This window comes from Streptomyces coeruleofuscus (assembly GCF_039532725.1).
Lineage (GTDB): Bacteria > Actinomycetota > Actinomycetes > Streptomycetales > Streptomycetaceae > Streptomyces > Streptomyces coeruleofuscus.
This window is the reverse complement of sequence record NZ_BAAASE010000003.1, coordinates 414,319-426,402: the sequence shown is the minus strand read 5'-3', so window position 1 is coordinate 426,402 and position 12,084 is coordinate 414,319. Positions and strand designations below refer to the sequence as shown.

Below are 12,084 nucleotides of genomic sequence, written 5' to 3'. Positions count from 1 at the left end.
TGTTACCCGGCAGCATCACGACTGTTTCCCACGGGGAACGCTGCCCTCAGCGGGGGCCGGGGCCGGATGTGAGGGTTCCTGGGGTGCGGTGACGGCGGGCTGTGAGGACAGCGTCGCACAGGCCTCGCACGACCGTCGCATAAGCTCACGATCATGCCCGACATATCGCTGACCATGATCGCCGTGCTCTGCGTCGCGGCTCTCGCCGCCGGGTGGATCGACGCCGTGGTCGGCGGCGGCGGGCTCCTGCTGCTGCCGGTGCTGCTGCTCGGACTGCCGGCGAACACGCCCGCCGCGCACGCCCTCGGCACCAACAAGGCGGTCGCCATCGTCGGCACGACGGGTGCGGCGGTGACATACGCCCGCAAGGCCCCGGTGGATGTCCGTACGGCGGTGCGCATCGGGCTGGCCGCGCTCGCCGGGTCGTCCGCCGGGGCCTTCTTCGCGGCCGGGATGAGCACCGACGTCCTCAAGCCGGTGATCATGGTGGTGCTGCTCGGGGTCGCCGCGTTCGTGATCCTGCGGCCCGCCTTCGGCACGGCCCCCGCGACCGGACCGGCCTCCCGGCGCCAGGTCCTCGCGGCGATCGGCCTCGCGGGCCTCGGCATCGGCTTCTACGACGGTCTCATCGGCCCCGGCACCGGCACCTTCCTGGTCCTCGCCCTGACCGCCCTGCTCCACCTCGACCTCGTCACGGCCTCCGCCACCGCCAAGATCGTCAACTGCTGCACCAACGCGGGCGCCCTCGCGACCTTCGCCTGGCAGGGCGCGGTCCTGTGGCAACTGGCCGCCCTGATGGCCGTGTTCAACCTGGCGGGCGGCACCCTCGGCGCCCACACCGCCCTGAAGCAGGGCAGCGGCTTCGTCCGCGTCGTGCTGCTGACGGTGGTGTTCGCGCTGGTGGCGAACCTGGCGTACGAGCAGTGGCTGGCCTAGCGCCGCAGCACTAGGAGGACACCCCCGCCCGCAGATCCAGCAGCTCGATGATCCCCGTGCCGTCCTCGTCGCCGTGCCCCTGGGCGAGGCGCCGCTCCATCAGCGCCATGTACGGCGTCAGCAGCTCCGGGCTCACCCGCTGCTCCCCGGCCGTGCGCAGCAGCGTGGTGTTGCCCGCGACCTGCATGGCGAGGTTGGAGACGACGTTCCTGGTGTAGTCGCCGCTCTGAAGCTGGTCGGCGGTCTGGTGCACGGCAGGGGCCATCGCGGTCAGCCAGTCCACGAGCAGCGGGGCGAAGTCCTTCGGGGCGACGTCCTCCGGGCGGATCAGCGCGAAGGCGTGCGTGACACCCGCGAACATGCCGCTCATCGCGCTGAGCAGCGCCACGTCGTGCAGCGCGGCGAAGCCCGGGTCGGCCCCGACGTACCGGGTGCCGGCCGGGACGGCGAGGGTGTCCCGGTGCTCCTCGAACAGCTCGGGGGAGCCGCTGTAGAAGACGTACCCGCCGGACTCCGGGGCTCCGATCATCGGCGGGACGGCCATGATCCCGCCGTCCAGGAAGCGGGCGCCGCGCTCCTCGGCCCAGGCGGCGCGGCTGCGGCCCTCACCGGGCGTGCCCGTGGTGAGGTTCACCAGGTCCCGCCCCGCGAGAGCGGCCCCGTCGAGGGCCTCGCCCACGGAGGCGTCGTCGAGCAGGCAGACGACCACGAGCCGGTTCGCGGCCACCGCCTCCGCGGCGGTCCGGGCGACGGTGGCGCCCTCGGCGGCGAGGGGTTCGGCCCGGGAGGCGGTGCGGTTCCAGACGGTCACCGGGTGGCCTGCGGCGAGCCAGGCGCGGGCCAGGGCCGTGCCCATGTCGCCGGTGCCGAGGACGGTGAGAGGGGTGCGGGAGGCAACTGCGTTGTCGGTCATGGCGTTTAGGCTCGTCCGAGGGGAGCGCCCGCTCAAGTACGTACTTGGAAGTGGGTGGTTACCCCCGGGGAAGGGTCCAGGCAGGAGAAGGGGAGGGCTCGGGCATGGGGACGACGGGGCGGCGGCCGGGGGCGTACGTCTGCGGGATCGACGCGGCGATGGACGTGATCGGCGGCAAGTGGAAGGTGCTGATCCTCTGGGCGCTGAACGAACGGCCGTGCCGTTTCGGCGAGCTGCGCCGAGAGCTGCCGGGGATCACCGAGAAGGTGCTCGCCTCGCACCTGCGGGAGATGGAGGCCGACGGGCTGGTGCACCGCGAGGCGTACGACGAGGTGCCGCCCCGCGTGGAGTACTCGCTGACACCCCGGGGCGTCTCCCTGAACGAGGCACTGGAACCGCTGGGGGCCTGGGGGAGGGCCAACGTCCTGGGAGGATCACCGGCGGCCGGTCAGATGCGCGAAGACCACGACGTTCCCCTGGTATCCGGAGCCGCGTGAGTAGCCGCCGCCGCAGGTGATGACCCGCAGTTCGGGACGGTGGGCGGCGCCGTAGACCTTCTCGTCGGGGAAGCCCTTCGCCGCGTACACCTCGACGGCGTCCACGGTGAACACCGCGACGCTGCCGTCCCGCCGGTCCACCTCGACCGTGCGGCCCTTGGCCAGGGAGCCGAGGCGGTAGAAGACGGCCGGGCCGTCGGCGTTGTCGACGTGGCCGGCGACGATCGCGGTGCCCCGCTCGCCGGGCGTGGTGCCGGCCTCGTACCAGCCGGCGAGGTTCTTCCGCCCGGCGGGCGGTACGTCGAGACTGCCGGTCCTCGTCAGGCCGAGGCCGGTCAGGGGCGCGTCCACCCGGATCGCCGGGATGCGGATGCGGTCGGGCGGCGAGGGCGGCAGCGCGGGTGCGCCGGGCCGCTCACCGGCCCGGCCGTCCTGTCCCGCCCGGCCGTCCTGCCCGGCGCGGGCCTGCGCGGCGGAGGGCTGCGGCGGGGCGTGCGTCTCGGCGCCGTTGCGCAGCAGCCATGTCCCGGAGCACAGGGCGAACACCGTGACGGCCGCCATGGCGGCGTCGGCCGGATTGCCGAACCTCCCGCCGTACCTGGGGAACCTGCGCATGCCCGACCCTTTCCTGATCCCCGATAGCCGTCCGGTTTCCGGCTCCCGACCCCTGACCACCGATCCCGGATCCCATCGGTCCCGGAGGCCGCCCCGTACCCCCCTCCGGGCCGCGAGGGGCGTCGGACCCGGAGGGGGAGGGGACATGCGGTACCGGCGACGGACAGCGGAGGGTGTCCGTCAGATCCCGTCGCCTCTCGCCCGGCGATGCAGGAGCCAGGTACCGCCCGCGGCGGCGACGGCGAGAGCCGCCACACCGGCCGCGGTCTGCACGGGATCGGGGCCCAGGGCACCGCCGACCCCCGTCTTCACACTCCCTCTGGGATGGACCTGCCGGCCCTCGGACGCCAGCGTGACCACCAGGTCACCGGTGATCCGCCGGCCGCTCCCGGTGCACGTCGCCGTGATCTCGTACGTCCCCGGCTGCGCGCTCGGCGGCACCCTGAACCGCCCTGTCGCGTCCTGCTCGTGCGGGTCCGGCGCGAGGCTGAGGGAACCGGCCCCGACCGCGCTGGCGTCGCCCGTCGCCGTGCCGCCGTCGCCGCAGGCCGCCGTGCGCAGTGTGACCTGTCCGCCCGGGACGACCGAGGACGGGGACACCTCCACGTCACCGGTGGGCGCGCCGTACGCGGGTGCGGCGGCGAGAGCCGCGGCGGCGACGGCGAGCGCGATACCGGTCAGCGGCCGGGCGGTACGTCGCATCGGTGCTCCCTAGAGCTGTTCGTTCGTGCACCTGCCCTTCCGAGGTAACGGGCAGCGGGGCGACCGCGCTTTCTGATGGAGCGTCAGAATTGGGGTGAATGGGTGTCAGGGGGAGGCGGACGGGCTGCTCCTCGTGGGCGTTTGGGCAGGTCACGGGCGTTCGGCGGACGGGGTGCGGAAAAGCCCGGGGCGCGCGTGTGAACGGGTGACCCGGATGCCGCGCCCCTCGGTGCTTGACCTCAAGAAAGGTTGAGGTATGAGGCTGTGCCGCATGAACACAGCCGTTACGAACGCACCCGCCCCTGCCCAGCCCGCGACCGAGCCCCTCCGGGTGACCCTCGTCGTCGGCAGCAACCGCCACGGCCGCTTCGGCCCGGTCGTCGCCGACTGGCTCCTCGACCGCCTCCGGGACCGGGACGACCTGGTCGCCGAGGTCGTGGACGTCGCCGACGTCGATCTGCCGACGTCCTTCGAAGCGACCCCCGAGGCGACCGCCGCGCTGTCCGGCGTCACCCCGAAACTGGCCCGCGCGGACGCCTTCGTGGTCCTCACGCCCGAGTACAACCACTCCTTCCCGGCGGGCCTGAAGAACCTCGTCGACTGGCACTTCGGCGAGTGGCGGGCCAAGCCCGTCGCCCTCGTCTCCTACGGCGGACTGGCCGGCGGCCTGCGCGCCGTCGAGCACCTGCGTCAGGTCTTCGCCGAGCTCCACGCCGTGACGGTCCGCGACACGGTCTCCTTCCACAACGCCGGCGCCTCCTTCGACGACGCGGGCACCCTGCACGACCCGTCCGGCCCGGACGCGGCGGCCAAGACCATGCTGGACCAACTGGTCTGGTGGGGCCGGGCGTTGCGCGAGGCGAGGGCGAAGACGCCGTACGCGGGCTGAGCCCCGGCCGCACCCTGCCCGACCCCTCTCACCCCCGCACCCGCCAGTCCCCGCCCGCGATCGGCCTCCCCCGGGTCCGCAACCGTGCGGCGACGGCGGGTGCGGCGATGTACACCCAGGCCCGGACAGCCGCCCCGTCCACCTCGCGTACGACCTTCCGCTCGACGCGTTCGTACAGGCTGCGCGGGTCGCCCGGCACGTAGTCCTCCAGCCGGTCCAGCTCGGCGAGCAGCTCCGCGTAGGTCTCCGGATGCGCGGTCACCAGCTCCCCGCACACGACCCCGCCGTCCGGCTCCTCGACCGCGTAGGGATAGCCCGGCCCCTCGTACAGCACCGCGCCCGAGAGCCGCCCCGGTACCTCGGAGCGGGTGCGGCCGCGCAGGAAGAGGTCGTGGTTGACCTCACCGGGGCGGAGGGTGCCGTAGACGAAGAAGGGGAGGGTCACAGGAACGATTCTCCACCCTCACACTCCTGCACAGCGGGCCTATGGACATGACATGTCCGGCCCGACTTGACTCGCGGTCAACATCAACACCGCACCCGGTCGACCCCACGCGACCGGGTGCGCCCGTATGAGGAGACCGATGAGCCGGATACGTCACGTCCGAGGGTCCCGTCCCGTCATCGCAGGGGTGGCCGTCACCGGCACAGCCGCCCTGCTGGCCGCCGCGCTCTCGCCCACCGCCCTGGCGGAGGACCGGCCGACCCGGTCCGACGCGATCGAGAGTGCCGGGACGGTCCTCTCCGAGCGGGCCGCGGAACTGGGCCTCACCACAGCCCAGGAGACGAAGGTCCGGGACGTGGTCGTCGACGAGGACGGCACCCGGCACGTCCGCTACGACCGCACGTACCACCGACTCCCGGTCCTGGGCGGCGACTTCGTACTCCACCTGAACCCGGACGGCACCTACCGCGGCGCGAGCCGGGCGACGAAGTCCGCGCTCTCCCTGGAGAGCGTCACCCCGAAGGTGACCGCCCCCAAGGCCGCCGACCTCGCCGCGAGCCTGCTGCGCGCCGCGCACCTAGGCGAGACCCTGAAGAAGCTGACCGCCAAGCCGCGGCTGGTCGTCGACGCCCTGCACGGCGCCCCGAAGCTGGCCTGGCAGACCGACGCGGTGGCGCACGACGGGCTCGGCAACCCGGTCGGGCGCACGGTGCTGACCGACGCGACGACCGGCGACCGGATCGACGCCTGGGACACCCTGGAATCGGCGTCGGGCGACGGCCAGTCCCTCTACGGCGGCACGGTTCCGCTGGAGACGACGGAGTCCGGGTCGTCGTACCGGCTCAAGGACGCGACGCGCGGCGGCACGTACACGGGCGACGCGGCGAACAAGACGGACCAGTGCCTGCTGACCGTCTGCCTGACCCGCGCCCCCGCGACGGTCTTCTCGGACGCCGACAACCACTGGGCCACGGGAACGGACTCCGACCGCGCGACGGTGGCGGTGGACGCCCAGTACGGCACGGACGTCACCTGGGACTACTTCAAGAACCTGCACGGCCGCAACGGCATCGCCGGCGACGGCAAGGGCTCGTACAACCGCGTCCACTACGGCAAGGACTACAACAACGCCTTCTGGGACGACAACTGCTTCTGCATGACGTACGGCGACGGCGACGGCAAGCAGCTCGGGCCGCTGGTGTCGCTGGACGTGGCCGGGCACGAGATGTCCCACGGCGTGACGTCGAAGACGGCGGCGCTGACGTACTCGGGCGAGTCCGGCGGCCTGAACGAGGCCACGTCGGACATCTTCGGCACGCTCGTGGAGTTCCACGCGGACAACGCGAAGGACCCAGGAGACTGGCTCATCGGCGAGAAGGTCGTCCGCTCCGGGCTCGGCCGGGAGGCCCTGCGCCGCATGGACGAGCCGTCGAAGGACGGCAAGTCCGCCGACTGCTGGAGCGAGGGTCTCGCCGACCTCGACGTGCACTACTCCTCGGGAGTCGGCAACCACTTCGCGTACCTGCTCGCGGAGGGCAGCGGCGCGAAGACGATCAACGGCGTCAGCCACACCTCCCCGACCTGCGACGGCTCCACGGTGAACGGGATCGGCCGGGCCAAGCTGGGCAAGATCTGGTACCGCGCCCTGACGGTCTACATGACGTCCTCGACGGACTACGCGGGCGCCCGTACGGCGACCCTGAACGCGGCGAAGGACCTCTACGGCGGCGGCAGCACGGAGCAGAAGGCCGTGGCGGCGGCCTGGAGCGCGGTCAACGTGAAATGAGCTGCACCAGTACGGAACTCAGGGCCGCACCGCCTCCAGCCGCACCGCGCACGCCTTGAACTCCGGCATCCGGGAGGTCGGGTCGAGCGCGGGGTTGGTGAGGGAGTTGGCGCGGCCCTCGCCCGGCCAGTGGAACGGCATGAAGACCGTGTCGGGCCGGATGGTGTCGGTGATCCGGGCGGGCGCCACGGCCCGGCCCCGCCGGGACACGACGGCCACCGGATCGCCCTCGGCCGCCCCGAGCCGGGCCGCCAGCCGCGGATGCAGCTCCACGAACGGCCCGGGCGCGGCTGCGTTCAGCTCCGCCACACGCCGGGTCTGCGCCCCGGACTGGTACTGCGCCACGACCCGCCCGGTGGTGAGCAGCACGGGGTACTCGTCGTCCGGCTCCTCGGCGATGGCCCGGTGCGAGACGGGGACGAAGCGGGCGCGTCCGTCGGGGGTGGCGAAACGGTCGAGGAAGAGGCGCGGGGTGCCGGGGTGGGCAACGCCCACCGTTTCCTCCGTCTCGGTGGAGGCCGGGCGGCCCGCCGCGCCCCGTTGCGCGCCCGGGCCACCCGCCCCGTCCTGGTCCCCCGTCAGACCCTCCGGCTCCACCGCCGGGCAAGGCCAGAACACCCCGTTCTCCTCCACGATCCTGCGGTACGTGATCCCCGAGTAGTCCGCGGGGCCGCCCGCGCTCGCCCGGCGGAGTTCCTCGAAGATCTCCTCCGGGTCGGTCGGGAAGCCCTTCTCCACGCCCAGGCGGGCGGCCAGTTCGTGCATGACCTCCAGGTCGCTGCGGACGCCGTCGGGCGGGGTGACGGCCTGGCGGCGGAGCAGGACCCTGCCCTCCAGATTGGTCGTCGTGCCCGTCTCCTCGGCCCACTGTGTGACCGGCAGGACCACGTCCGCGAGCGCCGCCGTCTCCGACAGCACCACGTCACACACGGCGAGGAAGTCCAGGGACTTGATGCGCTCCTCGATGTGCGCGGCCCGCGGGGCCGACACCACCGGGTTGGACGCCATCAGCAGCAGGGATTTGATGTCGGTGCCCAGCGCGTCCAGCAGCTCGTAGGCACTGCGGCCCGGGCCGGGCAGCGAGTCCGGGTCCACGCCCCACACGTCGGCGACGTGCCGCCGCGCCGCCGGGTCGTCGAGCTTGCGGTAGCCCGGCAACTGGTCGGCCTTCTGGCCGTGTTCGCGGCCGCCCTGCCCGTTGCCCTGCCCGGTCAGGCAGCCGTACCCGGACAGCGGGCGGCCCGCCCGGCCGGTCGCCAGGCACAGGTTGATCCACGCGCCCACCGTGTCGGTGCCCTTGGACTGCTGCTCGGGCCCGCGTGCCGTGAGCACCATCGCCGACTCGGGCTCGCAGAACATCCGTACCGTCTCCCGCAGTTCGGGGACGGACACCCCCGTGATCCGCTCCACGTACTCCGGCCAGTGCGCCATCGCGGCGGCCCGGGCGTCCTCCCAGCCCGCGGTCCGCTCCCGGACGTACGCCTCGTCCACCCGCCCCTCGGCGATCACCAGGTGCAGCAGGCCCAGGGCGAGCGCCAGGTCCGTGCCCGGCCGGGGCGCCAGGTGCAGGTCCGCCTGCTCGGCGGTCTTCGTGCGGCGCGGATCGATGACGATCAGCGTGCCGCCGTTCTCCTTCAGCTCGGTGAGGAAACGCAGGGACGGCGGCATGGTCTCCGCGAGGTTCGACCCGACCAGGATCACGCAGCCGGTCTTCGGGATGTCCTCCAGCGGGAAGGGCAGCCCCCGGTCGAGGCCGAACGCCTTGATCCCGGCCGCCGCGGCCGACGACATGCAGAAACGGCCGTTGTAGTCGATCTGCGACGTGCCCAGCACGACCCGCGCGAACTTGCCGAGCGTGTACGCCTTCTCGTTCGTCAGACCGCCCCCGCCGAACACCCCGACCCCGTCCGGCCCGTACTCCGCGCGCGTGCGGCGCAGCCCCTCGGCGATCCGGTCCAGCGCCTCGTCCCAGGAGGCCGGCACCAGCTCGCCCCCGTCGCGCACCAGCGGTGACGTCAGCCGCACGGCGGAGGCCAGCACCGCCGGCGCCGTACGGCCCTTGCCGCACAGCGCGCCCCGGTTCACCGGGAAGTCCGTACGCTCGCTCACCTCGACGGTCCCGTCCGGCGCGGGCGTCAGGTTCATCCCGCACTGCAAGGCGCAGTACGGGCAGTGCGTGGGCGTGGCGGTGGTCTGCATACCGTTCAGCGTGCTTCGGCCGTGTTACGCCCGGGACGGTTCCCTGTTACGCGGCAGGGACGGCAACCTCCCCGCCGCCGCCCCGCCCGCGTGAGGCACACGCCTGCCCACCTTCACGTCGCCGCCGACCGGCACGGACGTTGCCCTTGTGACGAAAAACGCCACATGTGGCTCATTGCTCTCCTTTCTTGGCCGATCCGGCCTAGTTGAGAGTTGAATCAGTGCCACTACGCTCTCGCTACGCGCAGCGCTCGCACGACTCCGAACGGCGTTCGACTCCCACACTCGAAACAGCCAGGAGGCCAACCGATCATGCCTCTGCGCCATCTGACCTCCCAGGACCAGCGACTGTTCCGGCAGTTCGGCCGGGGCCCCGCCGTCGCCGTCCCCGACCCGCTCCTGCACCACGCCGTCGCCCGGCACGCCGCTGCCGCCCCGCACGCCGTGGCCGCCGAACACCAGGGCGCGTACCTCACCTACGGCGAACTCGACCGGTACGCCGACACCCTCGCCGCCCGCCTCGTCCGCGAGGGCGTACGCCCCGGCGACCACGTCGGCCTCTTCGTCCGCCGCTCGATCCCGATGCTCGTCGGCCTGCTCGGCATTCTGAAGGCCGGCGCCGCCTACGTCCCGCAGGACATCGGCCTCGCGCCCCCGGCCCAGCTCACCCACGTCATCCGCACCGCCCGGACCCGGGTCGTCCTCACGGTCGCCGAACACGCCCACCGCGTGCCGCTGCCCGACGGCCACCTGCTGCTCACGCTCGACGAGCCGCAGCCGTACGCCCCGGCCCCGCGCCCGCGCGTCACCGGAAACGACGGCTGCTACGTCCTTTTCACCTCCGGCACCACCGGCCGCCCCAACGGCGTGAAGGTCACCCACCGCAACGTCGCCAACATCCTGCTCACCGAGCCGGGCGGCCTCGGCATCCGCCCCGGCGACCGGGTCGCCCAGCTCCTCAACATCGCCTTCGACATGGCCGCCTGGGAGATCCTCGGCTGCCTCGCCCACGGCGGCACCCTCGTCATCCGCGGCAAGGACATCGCAGCGGCGGCCCGCACCGCCGACGTGCTCATCGCCACGCCGACCGTGCTGTCCGGCCTCGACCCCGCCGCGTGCCCGCGGGTGCGCACGGTCGCCGTCGCGGGGGAGCCCTGCCCGCGCCCGCTGGCCGACCGCTGGGCCCGGCAGGCCGCCTTCCACAACTGCTGCGGCCCCACGGAGACCACGATCGTCAACACGATGGGCCGCCACGACCCGGCCGTCCCGCTGCTCACCATCGGCCGCCCCACCCCCAACAACACGGTCTACGTCCTCGACGCCGACCGGCGGCCGCTGCCCATCGGCGAGGCCGGCGAGATGTGGGCGGGCGGCGACTGCGTCTCCGCGGGCTACCTCGGCGACGACGCCCTCAACGCGGAGCGCTACGCCCCCGACCCCTTCCTCGGCGGCGGCCGGCGCATGTTCCGCACCCGGGACCTCGGCCGCTGGACCCCCGACGGCGAGCTGGAGCACCTCGGGCGCACCGACGACCAGGTCAAGGTGCGCGGCTTCCGCGTCGAGCTGGACTCGGTCTCCTCCGTCCTGGAGACGGCCGCCGGCTGCACCCGCGCCGTCACCCTGAAACGCGACGCCCGCACGCTGGTGTCCTTCGTCTGCCCGGCCGACGTCGACCCGGACACGGCCCGCCGCGCGGTCGCGGACGCCCTGCCCTACTACTGCGTCCCCGAGCAGGTCCTGCCCGTCGCGTTCCTCCCCGAGACCGACCGCGGCAAGGTCGACAAACAGGCTCTGCTGGGCATGCTCGACGAGCGCGTGGCGGTGGCCCGATGACCACGTCACCCGCCCGGACCCACCAGGACACGGGCGAGCTCCCGCCGCTCCTGCCCGCCCCCCGCCGCCTGCTCAAGCACCCCCGCCTGATGCACTACAACCGCCTCGCGGCCCTCGTGCTCCTGGCCAACGCGGCGTTCCTGTGGGCCGCCGGGCCCCCGGCCACACCGACCCTCGGGCACGCGGCCCTCGCCAACCTCGCCCTCGCCGTCCTCGTGCGCCAGCAGTACGTCATCAACCTGCTGTTCCGGCTGGCGACCTCGGCCCCGGTCAGCTGGCCGCTGAAGGTCCGCTGGACGCTCGGCAAGGTGTACCACTTCGGCGGGCTGCACGTGGGCGGGGCACTGGCCGGGGCGGCCTGGTTCCTGGCCCTGACGGTCGCGGTGACCCGCACCGGAACGGACCTGCCGCTGATCACGGTGAGCTGGACCCTGGTGGCCCTCCTCGCCCTGATCGTCGCCACCGCCCTGCCGCCCTTCCGCTCCCGCCACCACGACCACTTCGAGAAGATCCACCGCTTCGGCGGCTGGAGCGCCCTCGCGCTCTTCTGGACCCACACCCCGCTCTCCGGCCAGGGACCGCTGCCGCTCGCGGTCCTCGCCGTCGTCACGTTCAGCGTGGCGCTGCCCTGGCTGCGGCTTCGCAAGGTGGACGTCCGCACCGAACGCCCCTCCCCGCACGTGACGCTGGCCCACTTCGACTACGGAGAGACCCCCTTCGCCGGCTCCTCGACCGCGATCAGCCGCAGCCCGCTGAAGGAGTGGCACTCCTTCGCCAACGTCCCGGCCCCCGGCCGCTCCGGCTTCCGGCTCACCATCTCCCGCGCCGGAGACTGGACCGGCTCCTTCATCGACGACCAGCCCTCGCGCGTGTGGGTGAAGGGCATCACCACGGCCGGAGTCGCCAACATCGAGGTCCTGTTCAGGAAGGTGGTCTACGTGGCGACCGGCAGCGGCATCGGCCCCTGCCTGCCCCACCTGCTCGCCGCCGAGGTCCCCTCGCGCCTGGTCTGGGCGACCCGCGACCCCCGCGCCACCTACGGCGACGCCCTCGTCGACGAGATCCTCGCCGTCCAGCCGCACGCCTTGGTCTGGGACACCTCACGGCACGGCAAGCCCGACATGGTGCGGCTCGCCCACGCCGCGTACCGCGAATTCGGTGCGGAGGCGGTCATCTGCATCTCCAACAAGCGGCTGACCTGGCAGGTGGTGCACGGCCTGGAACGGCGGGGGATTCCGGCGTACGGCGCGATCTGGGACTCGTGACCCA

The 12,084-nt window shown here is 73.0% G+C and carries 11 protein-coding genes; 6 read left to right on the top strand and 5 right to left on the bottom strand.

Annotated elements, in window-relative coordinates; all coding sequences use genetic code 11:
- The first annotated feature begins 153 nt into the window (after positions 1 to 153).
- On the top strand, positions 154 to 936 hold the full coding sequence (locus ABFX81_RS13180; protein ID WP_346138087.1) for a sulfite exporter TauE/SafE family protein: 783 nt from the start codon (positions 154 to 156) through the stop codon (positions 934 to 936).
- A gap of 10 nt (positions 937 to 946) precedes the next feature.
- Here ABFX81_RS13180 and ABFX81_RS13175 read toward each other — a convergent pair whose 3' ends face one another.
- Positions 947 to 1,849: an imine reductase family protein gene (locus ABFX81_RS13175; protein ID WP_086849151.1), complete on the bottom strand. Its 903-nt coding sequence runs from the start codon at positions 1,847 to 1,849 to the stop codon at positions 947 to 949.
- 104 nt (positions 1,850 to 1,953) lie between these two features.
- Here ABFX81_RS13175 and ABFX81_RS13170 point away from each other — a divergent pair, with 104 nt between their 5' ends.
- Positions 1,954 to 2,346 carry a winged helix-turn-helix transcriptional regulator gene (locus ABFX81_RS13170; RefSeq protein WP_086849149.1) on the top strand — a complete coding sequence of 131 codons (393 nt, stop codon included), beginning with the start codon at positions 1,954 to 1,956 and terminating at the stop codon, positions 2,344 to 2,346.
- On the opposite strand, the gene ABFX81_RS13165 is transcribed toward ABFX81_RS13170, so the two are convergent.
- The gene (locus ABFX81_RS13165) at positions 2,284 to 2,961 is read right to left on the bottom strand and encodes a class F sortase (RefSeq protein ID WP_086849147.1); all 678 of its coding nucleotides are present in this window, start codon (positions 2,959 to 2,961) and stop codon (positions 2,284 to 2,286) included. The genes ABFX81_RS13170 and ABFX81_RS13165 overlap by 63 nt on opposite strands.
- Before the next feature lie 180 nt (positions 2,962 to 3,141).
- Entirely contained in the window at positions 3,142 to 3,663 is a 522-nt protein-coding gene (locus tag ABFX81_RS13160) for a hypothetical protein (protein WP_086849145.1), read from the bottom strand.
- 271 nt (positions 3,664 to 3,934) lie between these two features.
- Between ABFX81_RS13160 and ABFX81_RS13155 the strand changes: the two genes are divergently transcribed.
- Complete coding sequence (locus ABFX81_RS13155) at positions 3,935 to 4,552, top strand: NAD(P)H-dependent oxidoreductase (RefSeq protein WP_086849143.1); 618 nt, start codon at positions 3,935 to 3,937, stop codon at positions 4,550 to 4,552.
- 28 nt (positions 4,553 to 4,580) lie between these two features.
- Here ABFX81_RS13155 and ABFX81_RS13150 read toward each other — a convergent pair whose 3' ends face one another.
- On the bottom strand, positions 4,581 to 4,997 hold the full coding sequence (locus ABFX81_RS13150) for a gamma-glutamylcyclotransferase (RefSeq protein WP_086849141.1): 417 nt from the start codon (positions 4,995 to 4,997) through the stop codon (positions 4,581 to 4,583).
- Positions 4,998 to 5,136: 139 nt separating this feature from the next.
- Between ABFX81_RS13150 and ABFX81_RS13145 the strand changes: the two genes are divergently transcribed.
- Positions 5,137 to 6,783 carry a M4 family metallopeptidase gene (locus ABFX81_RS13145; RefSeq protein ID WP_086849138.1) on the top strand — a complete coding sequence of 549 codons (1,647 nt, stop codon included), beginning with the start codon at positions 5,137 to 5,139 and terminating at the stop codon, positions 6,781 to 6,783.
- Positions 6,784 to 6,801: 18 nt separating this feature from the next.
- Here the strand turns inward: ABFX81_RS13145 and ABFX81_RS13140 are convergent, their stop codons facing one another.
- Positions 6,802 to 8,982, bottom strand: coding sequence for a molybdopterin-dependent oxidoreductase (locus tag ABFX81_RS13140; protein ID WP_086849137.1), 2,181 nt, complete (start codon positions 8,980 to 8,982; stop codon positions 6,802 to 6,804).
- Between the two features lie 312 nt (positions 8,983 to 9,294).
- Here ABFX81_RS13140 and ABFX81_RS13135 point away from each other — a divergent pair, with 312 nt between their 5' ends.
- Positions 9,295 to 10,815, top strand: coding sequence for an amino acid adenylation domain-containing protein (locus ABFX81_RS13135; protein WP_086849135.1), 1,521 nt, complete (start codon positions 9,295 to 9,297; stop codon positions 10,813 to 10,815).
- Entirely contained in the window at positions 10,812 to 12,080 is a 1,269-nt protein-coding gene (locus tag ABFX81_RS13130; protein WP_346138086.1) for a ferredoxin reductase domain-containing protein, read from the top strand. Before ABFX81_RS13135 ends, ABFX81_RS13130 begins: the two co-directional genes overlap by 4 nt.
- The last annotated feature ends 4 nt before the right edge of the window (positions 12,081 to 12,084 follow it).

Coding starts and splice junctions, on each gene's coding strand:
- ABFX81_RS13155 (WP_086849143.1), top strand. CDS start 3,935: ATGAACACAGCCGTTACGAACGCACCCGCCCCTGCCCAGCCCGCGACC.
- ABFX81_RS13145 (WP_086849138.1), top strand. CDS start 5,137: ATGAGCCGGATACGTCACGTCCGAGGGTCCCGTCCCGTCATCGCAGGG.
- ABFX81_RS13170 (WP_086849149.1), top strand. CDS start 1,954: ATGGGGACGACGGGGCGGCGGCCGGGGGCGTACGTCTGCGGGATCGAC.
- ABFX81_RS13165 (WP_086849147.1), bottom strand. CDS start 2,961: ATGCGCAGGTTCCCCAGGTACGGCGGGAGGTTCGGCAATCCGGCCGAC.
- ABFX81_RS13130 (WP_346138086.1), top strand. CDS start 10,812: ATGACCACGTCACCCGCCCGGACCCACCAGGACACGGGCGAGCTCCCG.
- ABFX81_RS13160 (WP_086849145.1), bottom strand. CDS start 3,663: ATGCGACGTACCGCCCGGCCGCTGACCGGTATCGCGCTCGCCGTCGCC.
- ABFX81_RS13175 (WP_086849151.1), bottom strand. CDS start 1,849: ATGACCGACAACGCAGTTGCCTCCCGCACCCCTCTCACCGTCCTCGGC.
- ABFX81_RS13135 (WP_086849135.1), top strand. CDS start 9,295: ATGCCTCTGCGCCATCTGACCTCCCAGGACCAGCGACTGTTCCGGCAG.
- ABFX81_RS13180 (WP_346138087.1), top strand. CDS start 154: ATGCCCGACATATCGCTGACCATGATCGCCGTGCTCTGCGTCGCGGCT.
- ABFX81_RS13140 (WP_086849137.1), bottom strand. CDS start 8,982: ATGCAGACCACCGCCACGCCCACGCACTGCCCGTACTGCGCCTTGCAG.